Here is a 25739-nt window from a genome sequence, read left to right as displayed (position 1 = left end):
GAATATGACATGAGTTCGCTACATTACCTTTTTGATAAACCCACTTGCACCGCTGACTTACGCACTTTTAATAGTGATTTTATCGTGAAGGAAATGCTGCCTTTCAGCCCAACTGGCGAAGGTGAGCATCACATGATCCATGTTCGTAAAGAAGGCCTTAATACCAATCAAGTGGCTGAGATACTAGCTAAGTTTGCCAAAGTACATCAAAAGGAAGTGACATACGCTGGTCAAAAAGATAGAAATGCAGTGACTGAGCAATGGTTTGGTGTGCGTATACCTGGTAAAGAAACACCTGATTGGCAATCACTATCAACTTCAGATGTGGAGGGTGAGACGGCAAATCAATCGCGGCTAACGATTCTTTCAAGTCAGCGCCATAGTAAAAAATTACGCATTGGCGCATTGTTAGGTAATTGCTTTGAGCTGACATTACGTAATGTGTCTGATAAACAAACCCTTGAAAAACGCATCCAACAAGTCATGGAAACGGGTGTTCCCAATTATTTTGGTGAGCAGCGTTTTGGTCATCAAGGAAAAAACTTGATTTTCGGTCAGCAAATGCTCGCTGGCAAAAAGGTTAAAGATCGTAAAAAACGCAGCATGTATTTGTCTGCTGTAAGATCAAATGTGTTTAATCAAGCGGTATCATATCGATTAAACCACCACAGCGTAGCGCCTTTGACTGGCGATTGTGTGATGCTAACAGGTAGCAAAAGCTTTTTTGTCACTGAAAAATGGGATCCTGCAACGCTTAAGCGTTTAGCTGATAACGATATTCAATTATCCGCACCTTTATGGGGACGTGGCGCGATCCTTCCTCAGGCAGATGCTGCCTTGGTTGAGCAAACCGCATTGTCCAATTTAACGACGGATTTAGCTGGGCTTGAGCAGGCAGGGTTGGAGCAAGAACGTCGTCCGCTGCTGTTAAAGCCACAAGCCATGAAATATCGATTTGAACAAGATAGTTTAATTATTGAATTTATGTTGCCTGCAGGAAGCTATGCGACATCAGTGCTTAGAGAGTTACTAGACTATCAAGATGTACAAGAAGTAAAACGTCTACAAATGGTGGCAGAACAAAACGCACTTGCGCAGCAAAAAGCCCTAGCATGCTCAGCAGCTTCAGTTTCTGCCCCAGAAACTGAAGAACAATCAACACAAGATGGTAAACAAGAGCCTTCATCATGATTAATATATTAGTTAGTAATGATGATGGTGTGACAGCGCCAGGTATTAAAGCGTTGGCTGAAGAGTTAAACCAAATTGCCAATATAAAAGTCGTTGCGCCAGACCGAAATTGTTCAGCCGCAAGTAACTCTTTAACCTTGACTAACCCATTAAGAATTAATAGGTTAGATAACGGATATATTGCCGTCAATGGCACACCTTCAGATTGCGTTCATTTAGCTATTAGAGAGTTGTGTGAAGATGAACCCGATATTGTCGTTTCTGGCATTAATGCCGGTGCGAATATGGGCGATGATACTTTGTATTCTGGCACTGTTGCCGCAGCGACAGAGGGACGATTTCTTGGTTTACCAGCAATTGCGGTCTCTCTTGTTGGCAAAGAACTCAAACATTACCGAACAGCCGCTGTATATGCTGCCAAAATCGTGCAAGGGTTATTAGCGCATCCTGTTGATAAGGATCAGATTTTAAATGTGAATGTACCTGACTTACCTTTAGAAGAAATCAAAGGTATGAAGGTGACTCGTTTAGGCTCAAGGCATAAAGCTGAAGGTATGATTAAAACGCAAGACCCAGCGGGACGAGATATTTATTGGCTTGGCCCACCTGGTAAAGAACAAGATGCGAGCGCAGATACAGACTTTGGTACAGTTGAACAAGGTTATGTTTCTATCACTCCGCTAACGGTCGATTTAACAGCATATAACCAGCTTGCTGGTTTAGAGAACTGGATAAACAAACTATGAGTCAGATAGCGTCAACTGTTGCTATCAATTTAGCTAGAAAATTACATGAAGGCGGCATTAGTAATAATGCAGTGCTAGAGGCTGTGTCTAATACCCCAAGGGAGTTATTTTTAGACGGTGCACTTGCACACAAAGCCTATGAAAATACCGCACTACCTATAGGGCAGGGGCAAACAATATCTCAGCCTTACATCGTTGCGCGTATGACCGAATTACTATTGCAACATAATCCAGTTAAAGTTTTAGAGATTGGCACTGGTTCAGGCTATCAAGCAGCCATTTTGGCTCAGCTTGTACCACAGCTTTGTACTATTGAACGAATAAAAGCCCTGCAAATTCAAGCGAGACAAAGATTGAAGCGTTTGGATTTACATAATGTGTCATTTAAATACGGTGATGGCTGGAAAGGCTGGCAAAATAAAGCGCCATTTGATGCAATCATGGTGACTGCAGCAGCAGCTTCAGTGCCTGAAGCGTTATTAACTCAGCTTTCTGAAGGCGGTGTGCTAATTATTCCTGTAGGTGAAGATTCACAGCAATTATTAAAAATAACGCGTCAGAATAATGAATTTAACTCGCAAATTATTGAAGCAGTTAAATTTGTACCATTAATTAATGGTGAACTTGCTTAATTAGGGTGATATTTCCCATCTTAGCTGGAGAGAGTGTTTGAAGTATCACAATTGGCTTTGCATTATCTGTTTATTAACTTTTTTATCAGGCTGTAGTTTTCAAGCCCATAGTCCTGCGCCTGTAAAAAGTATCTCTTCTACAGCTGGCCCCAAATATAATAAAGGCTCAATTACTTCAGGTAGCTATAAAGTTAAGCGAGGCGACACTTTATATTCAATTTCATGGGGCGCAGGTAAAGATTTCAGCGATATTGCCGCGTATAACAAGCTAAAGGCTCCTTATACCATTTACCCTGGTCAGACCTTAAAACTCTACAAGCCCGCAGCGGCCAAAACAACCACTAAACCGGTCGCTGTAGCGAACAGCAAACCCAAGCCAGTAAAGAAAACTGTGCCAAAACAAACTACAGCAACAAAACAAGCAAATGCGTCAGCTAACAAAAATAGTACAAAAAAAGAGCTTGATCACAAAGCTAAGCCTGCGTATTCTGTAAAAACTACCCCAGAAAAAACAGTTCAAGTAGCGAAAAATCCTGTTTCAGGCTTACCAGACAAAGTAAGTAAGTGGAACTGGCCTAATAAAGGCAAGATTATAGGGTATTTCTCTACAACTCAGCAGGGCAACCAAGGTATTAAGGTTGCAGGTTCACGCGGCGATATTATCAAAGCTGCTGCTGATGGAAGAGTTGTTTATGCAGGTAATGCACTTCGTGGTTATGGCAATTTGGTTATTATCAAACATAACGAAGAATTTCTAAGTGCATATGCCCATGCGGATTCAATATTGGTCAAAGAAAAGCAGTATGTAAATGCCGGACAGACAGTAGCGAAAATGGGTAGCACAGGGGCAAACCAGGTGATGTTACATTTTGAAATACGTCTACATGGTAAGTCAGTTAACCCATTAAATTATTTACCTAAACGCTAACTGTTTAGTTCACATTAAAACGGAGGATAGGCAAGTGCACTAGTTACTTAAATTTACCAGGTTTGGGAGAGCACCATATGAGCCAAAAACAAAACGCTGCAGTCGCAGTAGAGCTTATGGATTTAGCTAAACAACCACAAGAGGTTGCGCCAAAGGCAGGAAGTGCCAAAGAAGGTCAGCAATCCGATATTGATCAACAAGTTCAGGATGATCTGCAAAAGAATCTTGACGCCACTCAGCTATATCTAGGTGAGATCGGTTTTTCCCCTTTGCTTAGTGCAGAAGAAGAAGTCTTCTTTTCACGTAAAGCACTCAAAGGCTGCGAGAAGTCTCGTAACCGCATGATAGAAAGTAATTTACGCTTGGTTGTAAAAATTGCCAGAAGGTATAACAACCGAGGTCTAGCATTACTTGATCTTATTGAAGAAGGCAATCTAGGACTTATTCGCGCGGTCGAAAAATTTGACCCAGAGCGAGGATTCCGTTTTTCAACTTATGCGACTTGGTGGATTAGACAAACCATCGAGAGAGCTATCATGAATCAAACCCGTACTATTCGTTTACCTATTCATGTCGTTAAAGAGCTTAATGTGTACTTACGTACCGCAAGACAGCTAGCTCAAAAACTTGATCATGAGCCAACGGCAGAAGAAATCGCAGACACTTTAGACGTCTCTACTAGCGATGTAAGCCGCATGTTAAAGCTAAACGAGAAAATCACTTCAGTAGACACCCCATTAGGTGGAGATAATGACAAAGCATTACTTGATGTCATTGCTGATGATGATTCAGTAGGGCCAGATTATAAAGTACAAGATGAAGACTTATCTCATTCAATTGTAGGATGGTTAAACGAGCTAAATACTAAACAAAGAGAAGTATTAGCGAGACGTTTTGGTTTATTAGGTTATGAGCCATCTACATTAGAAAATGTTGGAGCTGAAATTGGATTAACACGTGAACGTGTCCGCCAAATTCAAGTAGAAGCATTGAAACGATTGAAAGATGTATTAGGGGCTCAAGGCTTGTCAGTAGAAGCTTTATTTAGAAGCTAGCGCTTTTGAAATTTCGAAAAATAAGGGCATTAATGCCCTTTTTTATTGCCTGAATGTTCAGAAATTGGAGGTTTAAGATGAAAAGTAAAATTATTCTATTAATAATTCCATTAAGCTTATTAATTATTACAGCTTGCCAAAGTACTCGCGATAGCATGGTCGAGCAAGGCTACCCTTTAGCTTATGCAGATGGTTTTCAGGATGGTTGTGATAGCGGAAATAAAGCTGGGGGAAGTTTATTTGATCAATTTAAAAAGGATGTAACCCGTTTTAATACTGAAACCGATTATGCTCAAGGTTGGTCTGATGGATTTCGTCAATGTGAAACTGAGCAAGAATCCATACAGCGTCAGGTAAGAATGAGCATTGAGCAACAAAACTTACAGCAGCAGAAAAAGACTAATGAACTTGCTGAGCAGCATGCATTGGAGCGCGAAGTCATGAAAGATGTTGATACGAGTGGATTAAAATCACTTGAAAACTAATAGTTAAAGCAAATCCTCTGAATAAGAAGCCGCTACATTCTCTTGTAGCGGCTTATCATCAAGTAGTTAACCAATCGTCTTACTGATTAGCTAATCGCTTTAGTTCATACAGCATATCTAAAGCTTGTTTAGGGCTGTAATCATCGGGGTTAATTTGAGCCAGTTTATCCGTAGCAGGTGAGGTTTGTGGCTCAGGCATTGTTAGGTTAAGTGCTTCTTGTATTGGCACTTGATGAGTATTGGCTAAATCTCGGCTTTCAAGCATATGTAGTTTTTGTTTCGCTGCTTTAATAACATGGGCCGGTACACCTGCTAGTGACGCCACTTGTAAACCATAACTTTTACTCGCAGCGCCTTCTTGTACAGCATGCATAAAGGCAATAGTGTCATCATGCTCTACCGCATCTAAATGCACATTGGCTGCACTACTCATCTGTTCAGGCAACTGAGTTAACTCGAAATAATGGGTTGCAAATAACGTTAACGCCGCCACTTTTTCGGCTAAGTATTCAGCAGCTGACCAGGCAAGAGATAAACCATCATAGGTGGATGTTCCACGGCCAATTTCATCCATGAGAACTAAGCTTTTTGCGGTAGCATTATGGAGAATATTTGCCGTTTCTGTCATTTCGACCATAAAGGTTGAGCGGCCAGAGGCAAGGTCATCTGAAGCACCAATACGAGTAAATATACGGTCAATGGGTCCAATTACCGCTTTTTGTGCAGGTACAAAACTGCCTATATGTGCCATTAATGTAATCAGGGCAACTTGGCGCATATAAGTCGACTTACCGCCCATATTAGGACCAGTCACAATGAGCATTCGACGTTCTGGAGCAAGTTCTACTGGGTTTGCTATGAAAGGAGCCTGGCTAACCAGTTCAACGACTGGATGACGTCCTGAATCAATTTTTATACCAATTTCGTTACTTATTTGCGGGCAGTTATAGCCTAAGGTTTCTGCGCGCTCTGCAAAGTTGCTCAGTACATCTAACTCAGATGCAGCTTGGGCAAATTGCTGTAATTCATGTAATTTGGGCAATAGTAAGTCAAACAACTCTTCCCAAAGTTGCTTTTCAATTGCTAAAGCTTTGCCTTGGCTTGAAAGCACCTTTTCTTCATATTCTTTAAGTTCTGGGGTGATATAACGTTCAGTGTTTTTCAGGGTTTGGCGACGCTGATAACTCAGCGGTACTTGGTCTGATTGCAAACGACTGACTTCAATGTAGTAGCCATGTACTCGGTTATAGCCGACTTTTAAGGTATTGATGCCGGTTTGTTCTTTCTCGCGGGCTTCCATTTGCACAAGGTAATCATTGGCACCTTCACTAAGGCCACGCCACTCATCTAATTGCGCGTTGTAACCCGTTCGAATAACACCACCATCACGTATTAACATCGGTGGGTTATCAACTATTGCTGATTGCAATAACTGCTGTTGCTCTGGGAATTCTCCCAATAAGCCTGCAAGACGTTGCATTTCGCTTTGTTTGCAGTGGCTAAGAGTTTGTTGAATTTCTGGCAATAAATCTAATGCTTGGCGTAGGCGGGCAAAATCTCTCGGTCTCGCACTACGAATAGCAAGACGTGCCATGATACGTTCAATATCGCCTAAGGCTTTTAACTGCTGGTGTAAGTCGGCATATAACCCAGTTTCGATTAGTTCAGAGACAGCTTGCTGACGTTGACTAATGTGCTGCTGATCTCTAAGAGGCTGATGGATCCAGCGTTGCAACATTCGACTGCCCATTGGCGTAGCTGTTTTATCAAGTACCCAAGCAAGGGTATTATCTCGAGAACCAGAAAGATTAACTGTTAGTTCAAGATTACGTCTTGTTGCCGCATCTAAAATAATCGTATCGGCCTGATTAAACATGGTGATACTACTGATATGGGGCAGAGCAGTTTTTTGGGTATCTTTAACATACTGCATTAAGCAACCAGCAGCTTGAAGCGACAAGCGTGCATTGGTGATGCCAAAACCATGAAGATCTTTGGTACCGAATTGCTCGAGTAATAACTGAATACTGGTATCGTAATCAAACTCCCACTCAGGTCTTCGTCTGATCCCTTTAAGGTTTTCAATGAGGTAACGATCCGCTAAATCTTCGCTATATAGTAGTTCTGCAGGGCTTGTGCGCTGTAATTCTGCTTCTAATGTTTCTGCATTTTCAAGTTCTACCACGACAAAGCGACCAGAAGAAACATCTAATGTGGCATAACCATAACCAGATTTACCTTGATAAACAGCAGCCAGCAAGTTGTCTTGTCTTTCTTGAAGTAATGCTTCATCAGTTAAGGTACCTGGAGTCACAATTCTGACGACTTTACGTTCAACTGGGCCTTTACTAGTGGCTGGATCGCCAACTTGCTCGCATATTGCGACCGACTGACCGATTTGAACCAGCTTGGCAAGATAACCTTCGACAGCATGGTAGGGTAAGCCCGCCATCGGGATCGCGTTACCGCCACTTTTCCCTCTCGCAGTAAGTGAAATCCCTAATAGTTCTGATGCTAGCTTGGCATCTTCATAAAATAATTCATAAAAGTCTCCCATACGATAAAACAAAAGCATCTCAGGATGCTGTGCTTTTAACGTTAAATACTGACGCATCATTGGGGTATGCTTTTCTAAACTTGGGTCTTCATTTACGGTCATTAAGTAATTGCTCTTAATCTGGCTTCAATACGGAATTATCAACGGCGCTCATCTTAGCAATAATTAGTTTGATTCCCAATAAGCTATCTTCATACAGTCGTGTTTAAAGAGTTAACTAGTGGTATTTTGAGCAAGTTAATTAGTTTATATTCCAAATGTTTACAGTATTATTTACCTGTATATACAGTGGTTTTTAGTGAGTAGATTTTGATGCTAAAAATTTATATTTGTATTTAACCATTGATTTTAAAGGATTTGTTTTTATTGGGTTCAATTAATGTCAAAAAAGTATACAGTAACTATTGATACTGTATGATTATACAGTATACTGAGCTCATATTGTTAGACAGACAAATTTATTCGTTACCAAGTTCGCATGCCGAATTGAGTCACCTTAAAGGGATAAAGAGAATGAAAGCAGATCCAAATAAAGAGAAAGCGCTAAACGCCGTACTAGGTCAAATTGAAAAGCAATTTGGTAAAGGTTCAATCATGAAATTGGGCGCAGACCGCACAATGGATGTTGAAACTATTTCTACTGGTTCGCTTTCGTTGGATGTTGCATTAGGTGCTGGTGGTTTACCTATGGGGCGTATCGTAGAGATCTACGGTCCAGAATCTTCAGGTAAAACAACCTTAACACTTGAAGTTATTGCTGCAGCGCAGCGCCAAGGTAAAACTTGTGCTTTCATCGATGCTGAGCACGCTCTTGATCCTATCTATGCTAAGAATTTAGGTGTAGATATTGATAATCTTTTATGTTCTCAGCCTGATACTGGTGAGCAAGCTCTTGAGATTTGTGACGCATTAACTCGCTCTGGTGCGGTTGATGTCATCATTGTCGATTCAGTTGCTGCTTTGACACCTAAAGCTGAAATTGAAGGTGAAATTGGTGATTCACATATGGGCCTAGCGGCGCGTATGATGAGCCAAGCAATGCGTAAGCTTGCAGGTAACCTTAAGCAATCAAATACTTTGCTTATCTTCATTAACCAAATCCGTATGAAAATCGGTGTAATGTTTGGTAACCCAGAAACCACAACTGGTGGTAACGCACTTAAGTTCTACGCTTCAGTTCGTCTTGATATTCGCCGTACAGGTGCGATTAAAGATGGCGACTCAGTGGTGGGTAATGAAACCCGAGTTAAAGTAGTTAAAAACAAAATTGCAGCGCCTTTTAGACAAGCAGAATTCCAGATCCTTTATGGTAAAGGTATTAACCGTACCGGTGAATTAGTTGATTTAGGTGTAGCACATAAACTTGTTGAAAAAGCTGGTGCATGGTACAGCTACCAAGGCAATAAAATTGGTCAAGGCCGTGCAAATGCAGGTAAATACTTAGTTGAGAACCCAGCAATAGCTGAAGAGATTGAAACTAACTTACGTCAAATGCTATTAAGCAAAGAAAAAGATGCCGCTCCTGCAGAGTCTGATGAAAACATTGATTTAGAAACTGGTGAAGTTTTTTAAGTCGAGTTTAGCTTAAGTATTCTAAACTTTGTTTAAGGGGCAACTGCTAGCCACTTGATGCAAATATAATAATCGCGATAGGCATATGTCTATCGCGATTTTTTTATTAAGTAAGATTGGATATTAATGGTTTAAGTTGAATATCAGTATCAGTATTTGGAAACATAAATATGGGCCTTGCTAACGCGAGCCAGGCTGATACGAGTAAGGCTAATATGAGCAAGGCTAATATGAGCAAGGCTGATACGAGTAAGGCTAATATGAGCCAAGCTAGTACATGGTATTGTTGTTTTTAGATTCACTCGGTATTTGTTGAATTGAATCCCAATGCTCAACAATTTTTCCGTGCTCATCAAAACGGAAGAAGTCCATGGTGATATATTGATCATTTCCAGGCCAAGTTTGGTGGGTATGTAATGCAACCAAATCACCTTCAGCTATCGCTCTAACAAAACGAATGCTCTTACCCTGATACTCTGCCATTTCGGTGAAATAATCGATAAAAGCTTGTTTGCCATCACCAACAACCGGATTATGTTGAATGTAGTCTGCACCCACATATAAACCTACGGCTTTTTCTGGTTCACCTAAATAAGCCATTTCATAGAATGCGATCGCATTTTGTTTATTGCTATGAGTATCATGTGGAGTCTTATATGAAGTGTCATCTGCCATAATTATTATCCTACCAAAGTCATTATTGAATCGTTGTAGAGAAAAACTCGTTTTAATTATTCATCCTAAAATAGAGCTTATCCAACAGCTTTGTAATTGCTCAAAGTTAAAACTATTTTTGTACTTGCCAAAGGGAGTCAATGAAGTACTCCTTGTTATCACTAAAATGTCTAATGACCTCAAACCCAGTTTTTTGACTGATAAAGTTAATGTCACTTTTTAAAAATTTAAATGAAAATTCTAAGTGTATAGGTTCAAATGCTTCAAAGTGAAAATGGCGTTTTAACTCAGCGATATAAACGCTTTGCGGTTCAGTGGCGATGACATAACTTTCCATAGCCCCGAGTAACGGACTATAAACACCAAAATGCTGAAATTTACTGATATCAAAGTCACCGCCAAGTTCGTTATTGATTCGTGTTAGTAAATTTAAATTAAAGTCACTTGTCAGTCCGCTGGAGTCGTTATACGCCTTAGTTAGCACATCGACATCCTTCTTTAAGTCAAACCCCGCAAGTAAGTAATCATTGTTGTCCATGTTCATCCATAGACGTCTCAGAAAACCTTGGTTTTGGACTCGGTCAAAATTACCGATATTTGATCCAAGAAATAATACTAACAGTCGATTCTTAGATGTTTCCCTTACCTGACGTAAGCCTTCGAAATATTCAGCGACGATGCCATGACACTCAACAAATGGATGAGGACTAATGGTCTCTTTTAGCATTAACATCGCTTTTTCTGAAATATCGATCGGGTAGTAATTCACTTTACAATTGTTATCGATAAAACCATTTATGATTAACTGAGTTTTATGGCCATCTCCTGCACCTAGCTCGATTATGTCGATTTCTGATTCATTAATAAGATCTGCAAGTTGGTGTTTAACAGAATCTAATATTTCGTACTCAGTTTTTGTCGGATAATAGTCAGGGTGCTGAGTGATTTTTTGAAATATTTTACTGCCAGTATCATCATAAAAATACTTGGCCTGCAGTGCTTTTGGAGATGTGCTCAACCCTGTGAGCACATCGATAGCAAATTGCTCTTTATTCATTGCTGCAACAGCTTTTTTGCTGTTATCAATTTTAGATATTTTCACTTTTTATCCCTAATTCCTTAAATCTTTAGCAAGCCTGATACCTGAAAACATCCATTGTTGGTGTGGTTGATAAAAGTTTCGATAAGTATGACGGTAATGGTTTGATGGTGTCGCTATGCAACCCCCTCGAAGTACGAATTGATTACACATAAATTTACCATTGTATTCTTCAAGCTTTCCTTCGAATGGTTTGTAACCTGGATAAGCAGAATAATGGCTTTGGGTCCAACACCAGACTTGATGGGTTTGCGCATCTGCTTTATTGGGATGGAAGACATTAGCTTGTAAATCGGTGGGGCTAAGTTCTTTATGAGCTAACTCTCTATGAAATAGAAAGTGCTCGTATTCTTGTTCTGTCGGTAAACGGCATTGTCGCCATTGTGCATATGCGGTTGCTTCAAAATAGCTGACATGAACCACAGGAGCATTTAAATCTATCGGGGCGAGTCCATGGAAGGTATATTCATACCACTGTCCATTAACTTGTCGCCAATAAAGTGGTGATATTAGGTTATTTTCGCACACCCAATCCCAGCCCATACTCAGCCAATATTTCGCTTGCTGATAACCTTTTCCTTCAATAAATTGAAGGTATTCTCCATTGGTGACAAGGGTTTCTGATATCGAAAACCCAGTTAAATAGCTTTTATGCTGAGGACACTCATTATCAAATGCATATCCATCTCCTTGATGACCAATTTCTGTTAATTGGCTGTCAAAGCTTTGCCATGACGGCTTTACTTCTTTAGATGCTGGAAGCTGTTGCTGAATATATGGAGGCGTTGATGGGTTGCAATGGAGGATATATTTGATATCCATATAGAGTAATTCATGATGTTGCTGCTCATGATGAATTCCAATTTCAATCAGCTTTGCTACTTCACTCTGTTGGCTAGCTAACAAGTCACTATTTAGTAAGTCATTATTAGAAAAGTCACTATTTAATAAGTCATGTTCTAATAAATCTAAATCAATAAGCAGCTTGGCTATTAATTGATCTGTTTGTTCTCGGTATTGATAAATTTCTGCCACGGTCGGCCTAGAAAGGTGACCACGATTTTGTTGGGTCCAATGCAGTCCCGCAGCTTTATAGTAGGAATTAAATATTAGACTGAATTGTTCACCGAATCTTTCATAGCCTGTTAAAAATGGAACTAGAATAAGCTCTTCAAAAAACCAAGTGGTGTGGCCTAAATGCCATTTGGGTGGACTGACTTCAGCGCAAGGCTGTATGCAAAGATCTTCTATTTCTAAACGATTACAAATTTGATTAGTTTCGGCTCTGGTTGCTTTATACCGTTCAAGTAACAATAGGAGTTTTGATAATTTAGGCGACGTGCTTATCTCCATATACACTTCCTTTTCCTTAAAATTCCAGTTTTATTGCGCACACAGTAATTAATAACACCTACATATCTTCTAGTTTAGTCCTTATTTACTATTGAAAATTAACCACTCAAAATTTTCCACTCAAATACCATATAGGTTTAGTATTTTGTTATGAAGGTAAAAGCATACAAGGTTATCTCTATATTTGATTTCTGATGATTAAATATACAAGATGTTTTCTAATATAAATATAGATTATGACTCACTAATGATGACTGTTTCATTAAAGCCTATTTATGCAAACTCTAAGTCCTTTAGGCATCTGCAATCAGGGCAAAATTAACCCTCAGTGTTTAATTAAAACCATGACTAAAGAGATCTACTAAGGTGCAAGTTTGTTTCGAGCAAGCCTTTTAATTGATGGAACTTTTAAGCAATAGATAGGCTCTTCGAGCTGAATTAAACCATAATTTGCATGACTTATTCATTGGAATAGCTATGACCCAACAGCCTTTATTCAATCAATTTATTCGCCAAGTTTTTACTGGTGACACTCAAGCTGGTAACCCCGCAGCAGTAGAAGTTTGCTGCTCAATAGTGGTTTTTGAAAACGAATCAATGATGCAGAAACGCGCTGCAGAAAACCAATTGCCAATCAGTGCGTTTATTTTTAAAGACAGCAATCATACCGGGCTTGGTTATCATATTCGTTGGTTCTCACCTGAAACTGAAGTGATCTTATGTGGTCATGGCGCCTTAGCTGCTGCAGATGTCATTGTCAGTGAACTTAATACTGACATTAACCTTTCACATTGCACATTTATAAACAAGCACATTAAGGTTAAATCAAACTCAAATAGTACATACATTCTTGAACTGGCTGCCGTTGAACTTATAGCACCTTCATTATCATCTGATTTGGTCGAAGTTATCGATAATCATATTTGTTTAGATGAAACGAAAAAGTTTGAAGCTGTTGTTGATGAAGTTGTTGTTAATAATGCGGCGCAGCTTGATAAGGCGAAACAAACCGCTAATTTGAATGGTTATTTGATTGTTCCATTAGCCAGTAAAGAAGCTGTGGTGAACTTTGATTTTGATGAGAAAAAGTTTAGCGAGTTAACACAACAAGCGCTGATTGTTACTTATAAAGCAGCCAATAAAAATGAGATATTTTTTAGATACTTTTCACCACAATATGGAGCCAAAGAAGATAGTGCTACCGGTTCAGCTGCGCCAGTTATTGCCGAATTCTGGCAGTGTGAATACGGCGTTAACTACATTTGTGAGCAACTGTCTTTATCTGGTGGGATCTATCAAGTTATTCGCAATACTAACAAGATAAATGTTATTGCTAAGGTTTGTTAAAGCTAGGCGGATAAATGACAGGTTTTAGTGTTTCATTTCAATAAAATGAATTGTCGATTAGCGTAATCGCCATCCAATGCAAGAAAATCACTAATCTTAGCCGCTAGATTCTCGCACCTTCAGTTTGTTTAAGTATATAATGTTGCCAATATTCGAGCTGATATACAGCTTCATGATAAATAGAATTTATCCATTTAGGGCGATTTCATGTTTCAGACCACCACAGAATTAAGAAGCGCATTTTTAGCGTATTTTGGTAACAACGGACACCAAGTTGTCGATAGTAGCTCTTTAGTGCCTCATAACGATCCAACGTTATTATTCACTAATGCTGGTATGAACCAGTTTAAAGAAGCTTTTCTTGGCTTAGAAAACCGTGGTTACACACGTGCGACAACGTCACAACGCTGTGTTCGTGCTGGTGGTAAACATAATGATTTAGACAATGTGGGTTATACCGCTCGTCACCATACGTTCTTTGAAATGTTAGGTAACTTCAGCTTCGGTGATTACTTTAAAGAAGAAGCTATTTCATATGCATGGAACTTCCTAACTCAAACATTGAAATTACCAACAGAGAAATTATGCGTCACTATCTATGATACAGATGATGAAGCATTTGAAATCTGGAATAAAAAGATTGGTGTTGCTGCTGAAAACATTATCCGTATTGGCGACAACAAAGGTGCACCGTATGCATCTGATAATTTCTGGCAGATGGGTGATACAGGCCCTTGTGGTCCATGTTCTGAAATCTTCTACGATCACGGTGAACATATTTGGGGCGGCCGCCCAGGCACACCTGAAGAAGATGGCGATCGCTTTATTGAGATTTGGAACATCGTCTTCATGCAGTATAACCGTCAAGCTGACGGTGAAATGAAGCCGCTACCAAAACCGTCTGTTGATACTGGTATGGGGATCGAGCGTATTGCTGCAATTATGCAAGGCGTTCATTCAAACTACGAAATTGATATTTTCCAAGCGTTAATTAAAAAAGCGGCTGAGATCATTGGCGTTGAAGATTTAGAAAATAAGTCACTACGTGTTATCGCTGATCATATTCGCTCTTGTTCGTTCCTTATTGCTGATGGTGTTATGCCATCAAATGAAGGCCGTGGTTACGTTTTACGTCGTATTATTCGCCGCGCAGTGCGTCATGGTAATAAGCTTGGCGCAACAGAGACTTTCTTCTACAAGTTACTGCCGACACTTATCGAAGTCATGGGCGATGCAGGTAAAGGCCTTGTTGAAGCAAAAGCCATTATTGAAAAGTCATTAAAAGCAGAAGAAGAGCAATTTGCTAGAACCTTAGAACGTGGTTTAGGGATTTTAGATGCGGCGTTAAACGAGTTAACGACTAATGTGCTTGATGGTGAAACGGCATTTAAACTATATGACACATACGGTTTCCCTGTAGATCTTACTGCTGATGTTTGCCGTGAACGTGATATCACAGTTGATGAAGCGGGCTTTGAGTCGGCAATGGCAGAACAGCGTAGTCGTGCACAAGCAGCAGGTAACTTTGGGACTGACTATAACAGTGGCCTTAAAATTGAAGGCGAGACCGAGTTTTGCGGTTATACCGACTTGAATGGCGAAGGCAAAATCAGTGCAATATATGTTGAAGGTACTGCGGTAGATTCTTTATCTGCTGGGCAAGAAGCTGTCATTGTTTTAGATAACACGCCATTTTACGCCGAATCAGGTGGTCAAGTTGGTGATAAAGGTCAGTTATCAATTGGCGACAATCTATTTGCTGTTTCAGACACACAAATCTTTGGTCAAGCTTTTGGTCATGAAGGTAAGTTAACTGCAGGTACATTAACTGTCGGTCAAACGGTTGCTGCTGAAGTGGATAAAAAATTACGCCACCGTACTCAGCTTAATCACTCAGTCACCCACTTATTACACTCAGCTTTACGTAATGTATTAGGTACCCATGTTAATCAAAAAGGTTCATTGGTTAATCCTGAGCGCTTACGTTTTGACTTTGCACACTTTGAAGCGGTAACTGCTGCAGAGCTTAAGCAAGTTGAAGAAATGGTTAACACTCAAATTCGTCGCAACCATCAATTAAAAACGGCGGTAATGGGTATTGATGAGGCCAAAGAGCAGGGTGCTATGGCTTTATTCGGTGAAAAGTACGATAGCGAAGTACGTGTTGTCACTATGGGTGACTTCTCGATTGAGCTATGTGGTGGTACTCATGTTGGCCGAACTGGTGATATTGGTTTATTCAAAATCACATCCGAAGGCGGTATCGCTGCGGGTATTCGTCGTATTGAAGCTGTTACAGGTGCTGCGGCAATGGCGTATGTTGCTGAGCAACAAGCACAGCTTGATAAAGCGGCTTCATTACTCAAGTCTGATTCAGCTTCTGTGGTTGCTAAACTTAAAGCGCAACTTGATAAAGTGAAGCAACTAGAAAAAGAAATGTCTCAGCTAAAAGACAAGCTCGCGGCAGCTGCAAGTGCTGATATTGCAGGCGAAGCAATTGAGCTTAACGGCGTCAAAGTCTTAGTGAAAAAACTTGAAGGAGTTGATCCTAAATCTTTACGTGGTCTTCAAGATGAGCTCAAGCAAAAGCTTAACTCAGCCATTATCGTGCTAGGTATTGCCAACGAAGGCAAAGTGAACTTAATTGCTGGTGTGAGTAAAGACCTTGTCGGTAAAGTTAAAGCCGGTGAGTTAGTGGCTATGGTTGCGCAACAAGTTGGCGGTAAGGGCGGTGGACGCCCTGATATGGCGCAAGCAGGCGGCACTCAACCTGAAAATCTGGACAATGCTTTAGCACTTGTTCAACCTTGGTTAACTGAGCGCTTAAGCTAATCAAAAAATAGTAAGCCAAGCAGGTTGAATGCTTGAAGTGGGTTGGTGATGACTTTATGAAGTTAGCTTAGCCAAATGAACTTAATAAAGTGATTTGGTTTAAGTTATTTCATCATCAACCAAAGACAACCGCTTTATGGCTTGAGTGATTGTATAAGGTTTGGCATAGTATAATTATCGATGTCGATTAACGAGTTATGAGACATCGTTTTTTATTAAAATCTGGTTCAAAGCACTATAAATTAAATTAGTATAGATTTTTATGCTTTTTTGTTTATGAAAGCATCAACTTGTTTTGAAGGTTCTGTTTTAGCTTTGTCTAAAGAATGGTCTGCAAATGTTAACAGCTTGATACAAGCAGACCTTTATATTGCCAAATTTCATTGATTTTCGATTTTTTACGCTAAAAAGCTTAAAAATTTTATTGATTTAGTGTCGTAACTAATGATTTGTATTAAGCTAACACTATTAAAACGCGCATATTACGGATAGAAGCTGGTGTATGCTGATTGAACTAAAGGAGCAATCGAATGCTGATTTTGACTCGCCGTGTAGGCGAAACATTAATGATAGGTGATGAAGTTACTGTTACTGTACTAGGTGTTAAAGGTAACCAGGTACGTATCGGTGTGAATGCACCTAAAGAAGTATCAGTTCATCGTGAAGAAATTTACCAACGTATCCAGTCTGAAAAATCTGGAAACACTACCCCAGAGGGTGGCAATTTCTGATAAATCAGAATTGTTAAGCGTTATGCCATTAAAGCCAGTTTATGCTGGCTTTTTTGTGTCTGCTATTTAAGAATATCTCCTAGAAAAAGCATCAGGCCATCAATCTTCAATATTTGAACCGGTCACTTCTATCTCCGAATGACCTCGCAACTCTTTAGCCTCATAACTCTTTAGCAAAGTTCAATCGTACTTTAATAGCTGATTATACAGAGTGAATGTTTCAGCAATATCTCAAAATAATAGCTTTGCTGTGTTTGGATGCAGTTTCGTCTACCTAATCTGATTGGATGCACTTTCTACTTCTACTTCTACTTCTACTTCTTAGTTCTACTTCTACTGCTTCTACTACTTCTACTACTTCTTATTTCTACATCTACTTTTTGTTTCTATTTCGTAGCCTCTATATATAAGCAAGCAATCAAACTATCTTCTTAGGCTAGCAAAACTAACTAAAATCCTGAGCTAAAGTTATTGGAGCTTAAAATCCTATAAAAAAACATTTTGCCGTCTAAACAGTCCGATTTAGCCGTTAGAGTAAAAAATCGATTTAATTGTTTTTAACTTAAAAAACAAAAATCGGTAGGGTGAATTGAAAATTTTTGTGGCTTAAGTCGGCAATATGATTAAAAACAGTTCAAATGAATATATGTTTCTGAAAAAGGGTTTGACTTATTTTCTTCAAACAGTAATATACCGCCCAAGAAACGGAGAGGTGGCCGAGTGGCCGAAGGCGCTCCCCTGCTAAGGGAGTATGGGCTTTAACTCCCATCGAGGGTTCGAATCCCTCCCTCTCCGCCATTTCTTAAAATAGTATATCGATGCGGATGTAGCTCAGCTGGATAGAGTACCTGGCTACGAACCAGGCGGTCGGAGGTTCGAATCCTCCCATCCGCACCATTGCTATTTGTGTTTGAATTATTTAATGAGCGGATGTAGCTCAGCTGGATAGAGTACCTGGCTACGAACCAGGCGGTCGGAGGTTCGAATCCTCCCATCCGCACCATTAGATTATTCAAAAGCTTTACCATTTTATATATGCGGATGTAGCTCAGCTGGATAGAGTACCTGGCTACGAACCAGGCGGTCGGAGGTTCGAATCCTCCCATCCGCACCATATAAAATTCATACCAAATTATGCGGATGTAGCTCAGCTGGATAGAGTACCTGGCTACGAACCAGGCGGTCGGAGGTTCGAATCCTCCCATCCGCACCATAATTCGGAGAGGTGGCCGAGTGGCCGAAGGCGCTCCCCTGCTAAGGGAGTATGGGCTTTAACTCCCATCGAGGGTTCGAATCCCTCCCTCTCCGCCATTATTTGCATATATTGAATATGCAACTAAGCTCAATTAGCCTTGAGCAAAAAGTAAAAGATTTGCGGATGTAGCTCAGCTGGATAGAGTACCTGGCTACGAACCAGGCGGTCGGAGGTTCGAATCCTCCCATCCGCACCATGATAGAGAATACCCTGTAGGTAACTACAGGGTATTTTTTTGTCTAAATTTCGCCTTTTCTTTTGCTTGCTACTTCCAAGCGTTCCACTTTGAAAGCCTTTTTCATCTAGATGGAATTCATTATTAATGAAAATACCGACGTCAGTTTTTCAGTTCGCTGTGCGTTAGCTAATCTCACTCTAAAATCCAATTTATAAAGATAAACACATCGCCATTTAGCGCTATTACTAGAATAGTTGACCTGCTTTCGTTAAACCGGGTTTACTCACTTCATAATTAGTCATCTCAAAGCCTCAAAAACGACATATTTATGCTTTTTAGCAGTCATGCACAGCTTTGGGGCGGTTGGTTGTTCTTATTCTTGATATCACTTTTTATATAGATCTCGTCATAATCTTGTCATTTTTTGATTAGAACACTCAAAATTGAACGATCCTCAATAATACAGCGAAATAATTAGTGAATTATTACATAGTGAGGTTTAATTTTATTATTTTTGGTCTGACCAATTTACAAGGTGTTGGATTAATTGTTATAGATTAGTTATATTTTTCGTCGATGAAGAATTTTATATAACCAAATTGGATGGTTTAAGCCCTTTTTTATAATCTGAAATTGGTTAATATGGACTGAATAATTATTCTAAGTGACCCTCAAACATGGCTCAATGCTTAAAGATGGTGCATGAGTTAATGGTATGAGTCGCTTCATCGGCTTTACGTAATCCAAAGTGGATCCTATGTGCAATCGCTGATTGAACATTAAGACAAGAGAGGATGTATGACTTCAATATCTGAGCAGTTATTTAACGCCCTAGGCGTGATGATAATGGGGATGGGCTTAGTATTCGTATTTTTAAGTATGCTAATTGTCGGCATTAAAATCGTCGCTAGATTATGCAAGTCAGAGAATCAACCTGCCGTTGCTCACGTGCCAACACCGGCCGCAGCATCAGCAACAACACTTGATCCTAAGTTAGTAGCAGCTATTACTTCTGCTATTCATCAGTATCGTGCAAAAGATTAAAGTTTAGGAGTTTTTATGAGCAAGCCTTTAGCGTTAACAGATGTAGTATTAAGAGACGCCCATCAGTCTATTTTGGCAACACGCCTTCGTTTAGACGATATGTTACCTATCGCTCCTTTACTGGATAAAGTTGGTTTTTGGTCTTTAGAGTCTTGGGGTGGTGCTACCTTTGATTCATGTATTCGTTATCTAGGCGAAGATCCTTGGGATCGTATTCGCGAATTAAAAAAGGTCATGCCAAACACACCACAACAAATGTTATTACGTGGTCAAAATTTATTAGGTTACCGCCATTATGCTGATGATGTGGTGACCCGTTTCGTTGAGCGTGCTCACACAAATGGTGTAGATGTATTCCGTGTTTTTGATGCAATGAACGATGTACGTAACCTTGAAACTGCTGTTAAAGCAGTTAAACAAGTTGGCGGTCATGCACAAGGAACAATTTCATTTACAACCAGTCCTGTTCACACGGTTGATACTTGGGTTTCTATGGCCAAAAATCTTGAAGATTTAGGTTGTGACTCACTGTGTATTAAAGACATGGCGGGTTTACTTAAACCAATGGAAGCCTATGATCTTATTAGCCGTTTAAAATCTCAAACTGATTTAACTGTTTCTATGCATTGCCATGCAACCACCGGCTTAAGTACAGCAACGTATCAAAAAGCGATTGAGGCTGGAATTGACGTCCTTGATACCGCTATCTCATCAATGAGCCAAACCTATGGTCACTCGGCAACAGAAACGCTTGTCGCGATGGCTGAAGATAATGGTCGTTCGACTGGCTATGACATGGCAACTTTAGAAGAGATTGCTGCTTATTTCAGAGACGTGCGTAAAAAATATGCTCGTTTTGAAGGGGCCCTTAAAGGGATTGATTCTCGTATTCTTCGCGCGCAAGTACCAGGTGGCATGTTAACTAACATGGAAAACCAACTTAAAGAGCAAGGCGCTGCAGACAAAATGGATGCTGTGCTAGAGGAAATCCCCCGCGTACGTGAAGATTTAGGCTTTTTACCTTTAGTGACACCAACCTCACAAATTGTTGGTACTCAGTCAGTGATTAACGTCTTAATGGGCGAGCGTTATAAAACCCTTGCTAAAGAAACTGAAGGAGTATTAAAAGGCGAGTACGGAGCAACTCCTGCACCTGTTAATGCAGAGCTTCAAGCGCGCGTGTTAAATGGCGCAGAAGCAATTACCTGTCGTCCTGCCGACCTGATTGAACCTGAACTGGATAAGCTCCGCTCAGAGCTCAGTGAGATAGCTAAGAAAGATAACTTTACCTTAGCAGCTGATACAGATGACGATGTAATGACCTACGCGTTATTCAACCAAATTGGCTTACAGTTCCTCTCAAATCGTGGCAACCCTGATGCCTTTGAGCCAGTACCTAGTGCAGATGATATGGCAGTACCTGCAGCTAAGGCTGAGAAGGGGCCTGAAACTTATACAGTAAATGTTCAAGGTCAAAGCTTTGTTGTTGAAGTGAGTGAAGGCGGCGATATCAGCCAAATAGTGCCAGCTGCTGCGGCATCTGCAGGCTCACAAGCGCCAGCTCCATTAGCACCGCACGTAGCTGTTAGTAATGAAATCAAAACAACGATGAACGCGCCACTATCAGGCAATATTTTCAAAGTATTGGTCAAAGATGGCGATCAAGTGAACGAAGGTGATGTCGTCATTATTCTTGAAGCGATGAAGATGGAAACAGAAGTTCGAGCAGAAACTGCGGGCGTTATCCGTAATGTGTCAGTTAAACAAGGTGATGCTGTGACAGTGGGTTCTCCTCTGTTGGCATTAGCGTAGGAGATAGCATGGAAGGATTAATGGCCTTTTGGTCTGAGACGGGCATTGCTAACTTCGCACCTGATCAATTATTCATGATGGCGATAGGTGGCTTACTACTTTATCTGGCTATTAGTAAAGGATTTGAACCACTGCTTTTAGTGCCTATTGGTTTTGGTGCAATTTTAGCGAACATCCCAAATGCAGGGTTTACCGATGAAGGTGGACTGCTGTGGTATGCCTATTATGTTGGTATTGAAACGGGGATTTTCCCATTATTGATTTTCATGGGCGTTGGCGCACTAACAGATTTTGGGGCACTGATTGCAAACCCTAAAACCTTGTTATTGGGCGCCGCAGCGCAGTTTGGTATTTTCGCCACTTTGCTTGGTGCTATTGCACTGAACTTAGTACCAGGTTTTGAATTTAGCATGCAAGATGCTGCCGCTATCGCCATTATTGGCGGTGCTGATGGGCCCACGGCGATTTTCTTAGCCTCTAAGCTTGCTCCTGACTTATTGGGTGCGATTGCCGTTGCTGCTTATTCTTACATGGCGTTAGTTCCGTTAATTCAGCCACCAATCATGCGTTTACTGACAAGTGAGTCAGAGCGTACGATTAAGATGGAGCAACTGCGTGAAGTGAGTAAGAAAGAGAAAATTATCTTTCCGTTGATGGTTGTCGGCATGACTATTTTGTTTTTACCTGCTGCTACACCATTAGTCGGTATGTTTTGTCTTGGTAACTTAATGCGTGAATGTGGCGTGGTTGATAGACTTTCAAGCACTGCGCAGAATGAGTTAATTAACGTTGTGACGATCTTCCTTGGTTTAGCTGTGGGCTCAAAACTGCAAGCAGAAGAATTTCTACGTATCGAAACATTAGGCATTTTAGTGTTAGGCGCTGTTGCTTTCAGTATCGGTACTGCTGCTGGTGTGATGATGGCAAAACTGATGTCTAAAGTCTCAGGTGGTAAGATCAATCCGTTGATCGGTGCTGCAGGGGTATCTGCGGTGCCTATGGCTGCTCGAGTTGTAAATAAGGTGGGTCTTGAGGCTAATCAACAAAACTTCTTGTTAATGCATGCTATGGGACCTAACGTTGCCGGTGTTCTCGGTAGTGCTGTTGCTGCTGGTGTACTACTAGCGGTATTAGGCTAAGCTGTTGTTGATGTTGTACACTGTTTATTATTAAGTACATTGCTTATCATTAAGTCCATTGCTTATCATTAAGAAGTGATAAGGTTTTGAAAAGCCACTGCATGTCAGTGGCTTTTTAATGCCTGTCATTTGACCTGTCACTCTATCTCACAAACAGAGTTCTCTGAAGTTGTCATTAAGACTCAATCATTTGTATATGCTCAGTTTGCGAAATCAGCAGAAACTATATCTCTATCAATGCAATGTGCGGTGTTCATTAATAACTGATTTATGCTTCGCACCTTTTAGGAGCCAATGTGGATGTTAAGTACCCATTTAGGTGCGGTTAAGCTGATATCGCACTGAATTGGAACACCTCTTTATGAGTAGTACCTAATCTAAAATCACTACATCCTTATAAAACAATGACTTATTAAGTTGGCACGGTTGCTGAATAGTAATATATAACAAATACATATTCGAACATTTTCAAAATACAGTACAAATCGTTGTTTAATTAAACGATTTGAATGGTTTTTGAGAGTTAAAAGCTAATTTTACATTTAAGCAAAGGCGCTTAATTATTCCTAAAGGAGTAATTGGCGCCTTTTTTGTTTTCTCTTTTTAAATTTTACAAGGATATAAAGATGAATTGGAAAAAAGCACTTAAACATACCTTACTGGCGGTATCGTTTACCACAGTAGCGCCAGCGATGGCTGAAGTCGGTTTTCCTGAAAAAGAGGAGCTAACGTTTGGGTTTATCAAATTAACTGATATGGCGCCGATTGCGATTGCTTACGAAAATGGCTACTTCGAAGAAGAGGGCTTGTACGTCACAATTGAAGCTCAGGCAAACTGGAAAGTGCTATTAGATGGTGTTATCGACGGTCGTTTAGATGGTGCGCATATGTTAGCGGGTCAGCCTATCGCTGCCACCATTGGTTACGGAACTGAAGCTCATATTATCACGCCTTTTTCAATGGACTTAAACGGTAATGCAATTACGGTTTCAAATGATATTTGGAAAAAAATGAAGCCAAATATTGCTAAAGATAGCGAAGGTAAGCCTGTTCACCCGATTAAAGCTGATGCATTAAAGCCTGTGGTTGAACAATACACTGAAGAAGGTAAGCCTTTTAAAATGGGTATGGTATTCCCAGTATCAACTCATAACTATGAATTACGTTATTGGTTAGCAGCAGGTGGTATTCACCCTGGTTATTATGCACCACATAAAGGTGATACTTCAGGTCAGTTAGATGCTGAAGCTTTTTTATCAGTGACACCTCCACCGCAAATGCCTTCAACACTTGAAGCGGGCACTATTTATGGCTACTGCGTCGGTGAGCCATGGAACCAACAAGCGGTATTTAAAGGCATTGGTGTACCAGTGGTTACCGACTATGAGATCTGGAAAGATAACCCTGAGAAAGTATTTGGGATCACAGCTGAGTTTGCTGAAAAATACCCTAATACCACAATTCGTTTAACTCGCGCGTTAATTAAAGCTGCAAAATGGTTAGATGATAATGACAATGCTAACCGCCCAGCTGCAGTAAAAATCTTATCTCAATCTAACTATGTTGGCGCCGATTACGACGTTATCGCAAACAGCATGACTGGTACGTTTGAATATGAGAAAGGTGATAAGCGTGCAGTACCTGACTTTAATGTGTTCTTCCGCTACAACGCGACATATCCATATTACTCAGATGCTATTTGGTACCTAACTCAAATGCGTCGTTGGGGACAAATCTCTGATGACAAGCCTGATGCTTGGTACAAAGAAGTAGCAGCAAAAGTTTATCGTCCTGATATTTACGCAAAAGCAGCGCAATCATTGATTGATGATAAAACCATTGCAGCAAAACACTTCCCAGACTTTGCCACAGAGACAGGTTTCAAAAAGCCACAGCAGCACTTTATTGACGACATCGTGTATGACGGCAGTGCACCAAATGATTATTTAAGTAAGTTCGCTATTGGTTTAAAGCAAGGCGACAAACTATAAGCGTTTATTCGTAAGCCATTGGTAAGCAGCATGATTAACCATGTTGCTTACGATTAATGTTAAGTAGTTAAGGAAAACATTATGACAACCATCACACGGTTAACAGATCGATTAATGATAGATAAAAGCAAGGTGACTTCTTTCCTATCTTTAATGACCCAAGCCAGCAAAGCGTTATTACTACCTGTTATTGGTATCACGGTATTTTTAGTGATTTGGTCAATTGCAGCAAACAGCATTAATACTTCGCTAGGTAAGTTCCCAGGACCTGTTGCCGTGGCAGGGCAGTTTGGCGCTTTATATCAAGAGCACACTGCAGAGCGAGTGAAAGCTGAAGCTTTTTACGAGCGCCAAGACAAACGCAATGCTGCAAGGCTAGAAGTTGATCCAAGCTATGTAGTAAAAATTCGAGCTTATACAGGTAAAGAAACCTTTGTTGATCAGATTTTTACTAGTCTTGTCACGGTGATGTCGGGATTCTTTCTTGCGGCTGTAATTGCAATACCTATGGGGATTTGGATGGGCTTAAGTCCCACACTGAATGCGGCATTAAACCCAATCGTTCAAGTGTTTAAGCCAGTCTCTCCCCTTGCTTGGTTGCCTTTGGTGACAATGGTTGTGAGTGCGCTGTATGTCTCGCCAGATCCTATGGTGTCTAAGTCATTTATTAACTCACTACTGACGGTCACTTTATGTAGCTTGTGGCCAATGATGATTAACACATCATTGGGTGTAGCTAACATAGATTCTGACTTAGTGAATGTGAGCCGAGTACTGCGTTTATCGCCTTTGACTCATGTGCAAAAAATCGTTTTACCAGCTTCGATCCCACTGATATTCACAGGTATGCGTTTATCGCTAGGTGTTGCTTGGATGGTGTTGATTGCCGCTGAAATGCTAGCGCAAAACCCTGGTTTAGGTAAGTTCGTCTGGGATGAATTCCAAAATGGTAGCTCAGAGTCGTTAGCCCGCATTATGGCCGCAGTTGTTGTGATTGGTTTGATTGGATTTTTATTAGACCGAGGTGTGCTGGCGCTACAACGCTGGTTCTCGTGGGATAAAACTAAATAATCATTGAAATAAGTAACCAATCAAAGAAGCAGTCATTAAAAGAAGT

At 40.4% G+C, this 25739-nt stretch carries 20 protein-coding genes and 7 tRNA genes; 23 read left to right on the top strand and 4 right to left on the bottom strand.

The features are described from left to right. Positions 1-9 precede the first annotated feature (9 nt). The 6 genes from truD (at position 10) to FNZ24_RS05070 (ending at position 5037) form a co-directional block, all read left to right on the top strand. Positions 10-1191: a tRNA pseudouridine(13) synthase TruD gene (gene truD / locus FNZ24_RS05095; RefSeq protein WP_153913382.1), complete on the top strand. Its 1182-nt coding sequence runs from the start codon at positions 10-12 to the stop codon at positions 1189-1191. Beyond that, the gene (surE, locus tag FNZ24_RS05090; protein WP_153913381.1) at positions 1188-1937 is read left to right on the top strand and encodes a 5'/3'-nucleotidase SurE; all 750 of its coding nucleotides are present in this window, start codon (positions 1188-1190) and stop codon (positions 1935-1937) included. The genes truD and surE overlap by 4 nt, the downstream gene beginning before the upstream one ends. Continuing rightward, a complete protein-coding gene (locus FNZ24_RS05085; protein WP_153913380.1) occupies positions 1934-2569 on the top strand; it encodes a protein-L-isoaspartate(D-aspartate) O-methyltransferase in 636 nt (211 codons plus the stop codon). Before surE ends, FNZ24_RS05085 begins: the two co-directional genes overlap by 4 nt. A 37-nt stretch (positions 2570-2606) precedes the next feature. Beyond that, a complete protein-coding gene (locus FNZ24_RS05080; protein WP_153913379.1) occupies positions 2607-3497 on the top strand; it encodes a peptidoglycan DD-metalloendopeptidase family protein in 891 nt (296 codons plus the stop codon). 77 nt (positions 3498-3574) lie between these two features. After that, positions 3575-4552 carry an RNA polymerase sigma factor RpoS gene (gene rpoS / locus FNZ24_RS05075; protein WP_153913378.1) on the top strand — a complete coding sequence of 326 codons (978 nt, stop codon included), beginning with the start codon at positions 3575-3577 and terminating at the stop codon, positions 4550-4552. A 77-nt stretch (positions 4553-4629) separates the two neighbouring features. Further along, entirely contained in the window at positions 4630-5037 is a 408-nt protein-coding gene (locus FNZ24_RS05070) for a hypothetical protein (protein ID WP_228768381.1), read from the top strand. Between the two features lie 79 nt (positions 5038-5116). Here the strand turns inward: FNZ24_RS05070 and mutS are convergent, their stop codons facing one another. Continuing rightward, the gene (gene mutS / locus FNZ24_RS05065) at positions 5117-7696 is read right to left on the bottom strand and encodes a DNA mismatch repair protein MutS (RefSeq protein WP_153913376.1); all 2580 of its coding nucleotides are present in this window, start codon (positions 7694-7696) and stop codon (positions 5117-5119) included. A gap of 411 nt (positions 7697-8107) precedes the next feature. Here mutS and recA point away from each other — a divergent pair, with 411 nt between their 5' ends. Further along, on the top strand, positions 8108-9166 hold the full coding sequence (gene recA, locus FNZ24_RS05060) for a recombinase RecA (RefSeq protein ID WP_153913375.1): 1059 nt from the start codon (positions 8108-8110) through the stop codon (positions 9164-9166). A gap of 170 nt (positions 9167-9336) precedes the next feature. Then, entirely contained in the window at positions 9337-9462 is a 126-nt protein-coding gene (locus FNZ24_RS21935; RefSeq protein WP_153913374.1) for a pentapeptide repeat-containing protein, read from the top strand. Here the strand turns inward: FNZ24_RS21935 and FNZ24_RS05050 are convergent. The 3 genes from FNZ24_RS05050 to egtB form a co-directional block, all read right to left on the bottom strand. Beyond that, positions 9437-9841: a nuclear transport factor 2 family protein gene (locus tag FNZ24_RS05050; protein ID WP_153913373.1), complete on the bottom strand. Its 405-nt coding sequence runs from the start codon at positions 9839-9841 to the stop codon at positions 9437-9439. The two genes, FNZ24_RS21935 and FNZ24_RS05050, sit on opposite strands and share 26 nt — an antisense overlap. A gap of 112 nt (positions 9842-9953) precedes the next feature. Next, complete coding sequence (locus tag FNZ24_RS05045) at positions 9954-10943, bottom strand: L-histidine N(alpha)-methyltransferase (RefSeq protein WP_228768380.1); 990 nt, start codon at positions 10941-10943, stop codon at positions 9954-9956. A gap of 9 nt (positions 10944-10952) precedes the next feature. After that, positions 10953-12293 carry an ergothioneine biosynthesis protein EgtB gene (egtB, locus tag FNZ24_RS05040; protein ID WP_153913372.1) on the bottom strand — a complete coding sequence of 447 codons (1341 nt, stop codon included), beginning with the start codon at positions 12291-12293 and terminating at the stop codon, positions 10953-10955. A 477-nt stretch (positions 12294-12770) separates the two neighbouring features. On the opposite strand from egtB, the gene FNZ24_RS05035 reads away from it, so the two are divergent. The 15 genes from FNZ24_RS05035 to FNZ24_RS04965 all read left to right on the top strand — a co-directional run bounded on the left by FNZ24_RS05035 (position 12771) and on the right by FNZ24_RS04965 (position 25693). Continuing rightward, complete coding sequence (locus FNZ24_RS05035) at positions 12771-13640, top strand: PhzF family phenazine biosynthesis protein (RefSeq protein WP_153913371.1); 870 nt, start codon at positions 12771-12773, stop codon at positions 13638-13640. Positions 13641-13847: 207 nt separating this feature from the next. Then, positions 13848-16472 (top strand): alanine--tRNA ligase, encoded by a 2625-nt coding sequence (gene alaS, locus FNZ24_RS05030; protein ID WP_153913370.1) that lies wholly within the window; start codon positions 13848-13850, stop codon positions 16470-16472. 530 nt (positions 16473-17002) lie between these two features. Next, complete coding sequence (gene csrA / locus FNZ24_RS05025) at positions 17003-17203, top strand: carbon storage regulator CsrA (RefSeq protein WP_055023781.1); 201 nt, start codon at positions 17003-17005, stop codon at positions 17201-17203. Between the two features lie 706 nt (positions 17204-17909). Beyond that, positions 17910-18001, top strand: a tRNA-Ser gene (locus FNZ24_RS05020). Positions 18002-18023: 22 nt separating this feature from the next. Then, positions 18024-18100, top strand: a tRNA-Arg gene (locus tag FNZ24_RS05015). A gap of 29 nt (positions 18101-18129) precedes the next feature. Next, a tRNA-Arg gene (locus FNZ24_RS05010) sits at positions 18130-18206 on the top strand. Between the two features lie 34 nt (positions 18207-18240). Then, positions 18241-18317 (top strand) — tRNA-Arg (locus FNZ24_RS05005). A gap of 22 nt (positions 18318-18339) precedes the next feature. After that, a tRNA-Arg gene (locus FNZ24_RS05000) sits at positions 18340-18416 on the top strand. A 6-nt stretch (positions 18417-18422) separates the two neighbouring features. Next, a tRNA-Ser gene (locus FNZ24_RS04995) sits at positions 18423-18514 on the top strand. 63 nt (positions 18515-18577) lie between these two features. Continuing rightward, a tRNA-Arg gene (locus FNZ24_RS04990) sits at positions 18578-18654 on the top strand. A gap of 780 nt (positions 18655-19434) precedes the next feature. Then, positions 19435-19680 carry an OadG family protein gene (locus tag FNZ24_RS04985; protein WP_153913369.1) on the top strand — a complete coding sequence of 82 codons (246 nt, stop codon included), beginning with the start codon at positions 19435-19437 and terminating at the stop codon, positions 19678-19680. A 15-nt stretch (positions 19681-19695) separates the two neighbouring features. Then, on the top strand, positions 19696-21492 hold the full coding sequence (gene oadA, locus FNZ24_RS04980; protein WP_153913368.1) for a sodium-extruding oxaloacetate decarboxylase subunit alpha: 1797 nt from the start codon (positions 19696-19698) through the stop codon (positions 21490-21492). 8 nt (positions 21493-21500) lie between these two features. After that, positions 21501-22631: a sodium ion-translocating decarboxylase subunit beta gene (locus tag FNZ24_RS04975; RefSeq protein ID WP_153913367.1), complete on the top strand. Its 1131-nt coding sequence runs from the start codon at positions 21501-21503 to the stop codon at positions 22629-22631. Between the two features lie 626 nt (positions 22632-23257). Then, entirely contained in the window at positions 23258-24622 is a 1365-nt protein-coding gene (locus FNZ24_RS04970) for a CmpA/NrtA family ABC transporter substrate-binding protein (protein ID WP_153913366.1), read from the top strand. A 114-nt stretch (positions 24623-24736) separates the two neighbouring features. Then, entirely contained in the window at positions 24737-25693 is a 957-nt protein-coding gene (locus FNZ24_RS04965) for an ABC transporter permease (protein WP_416384815.1), read from the top strand. Positions 25694-25739: the final 46 nt, after the last annotated feature.

It is taken from the genome of Shewanella sp. TC10, from assembly GCF_009663145.1.
Classification (GTDB): domain Bacteria; phylum Pseudomonadota; class Gammaproteobacteria; order Enterobacterales; family Shewanellaceae; genus Shewanella.
This window is presented reverse-complemented; position numbering and strand designations above follow the sequence as displayed.

Excerpts from the sequence above, each read along its gene's own strand:
- csrA (WP_055023781.1), top strand. The coding sequence starts at position 17,003 with ATGCTGATTTTGACTCGCCGTGTAGGCGAAACATTAATGATAGGTGAT.
- FNZ24_RS05085 (WP_153913380.1), top strand. The coding sequence starts at position 1,934 with ATGAGTCAGATAGCGTCAACTGTTGCTATCAATTTAGCTAGAAAATTA.
- recA (WP_153913375.1), top strand. The coding sequence starts at position 8,108 with ATGAAAGCAGATCCAAATAAAGAGAAAGCGCTAAACGCCGTACTAGGT.
- FNZ24_RS05070 (WP_228768381.1), top strand. The coding sequence starts at position 4,630 with ATGAAAAGTAAAATTATTCTATTAATAATTCCATTAAGCTTATTAATT.
- FNZ24_RS05050 (WP_153913373.1), bottom strand. The coding sequence starts at position 9,841 with ATGGCAGATGACACTTCATATAAGACTCCACATGATACTCATAGCAAT.
- FNZ24_RS04965 (WP_416384815.1), top strand. The coding sequence starts at position 24,737 with ATGATAGATAAAAGCAAGGTGACTTCTTTCCTATCTTTAATGACCCAA.
- truD (WP_153913382.1), top strand. The coding sequence starts at position 10 with ATGAGTTCGCTACATTACCTTTTTGATAAACCCACTTGCACCGCTGAC.
- mutS (WP_153913376.1), bottom strand. The coding sequence starts at position 7,696 with ATGACCGTAAATGAAGACCCAAGTTTAGAAAAGCATACCCCAATGATG.
- oadA (WP_153913368.1), top strand. The coding sequence starts at position 19,696 with ATGAGCAAGCCTTTAGCGTTAACAGATGTAGTATTAAGAGACGCCCAT.
- FNZ24_RS21935 (WP_153913374.1), top strand. The coding sequence starts at position 9,337 with ATGGGCCTTGCTAACGCGAGCCAGGCTGATACGAGTAAGGCTAATATG.
- egtB (WP_153913372.1), bottom strand. The coding sequence starts at position 12,293 with ATGGAGATAAGCACGTCGCCTAAATTATCAAAACTCCTATTGTTACTT.
- rpoS (WP_153913378.1), top strand. The coding sequence starts at position 3,575 with ATGAGCCAAAAACAAAACGCTGCAGTCGCAGTAGAGCTTATGGATTTA.
- FNZ24_RS05035 (WP_153913371.1), top strand. The coding sequence starts at position 12,771 with ATGACCCAACAGCCTTTATTCAATCAATTTATTCGCCAAGTTTTTACT.
- surE (WP_153913381.1), top strand. The coding sequence starts at position 1,188 with ATGATTAATATATTAGTTAGTAATGATGATGGTGTGACAGCGCCAGGT.
- FNZ24_RS04975 (WP_153913367.1), top strand. The coding sequence starts at position 21,501 with ATGGAAGGATTAATGGCCTTTTGGTCTGAGACGGGCATTGCTAACTTC.
- FNZ24_RS04985 (WP_153913369.1), top strand. The coding sequence starts at position 19,435 with ATGACTTCAATATCTGAGCAGTTATTTAACGCCCTAGGCGTGATGATA.
- FNZ24_RS04970 (WP_153913366.1), top strand. The coding sequence starts at position 23,258 with ATGAATTGGAAAAAAGCACTTAAACATACCTTACTGGCGGTATCGTTT.
- alaS (WP_153913370.1), top strand. The coding sequence starts at position 13,848 with ATGTTTCAGACCACCACAGAATTAAGAAGCGCATTTTTAGCGTATTTT.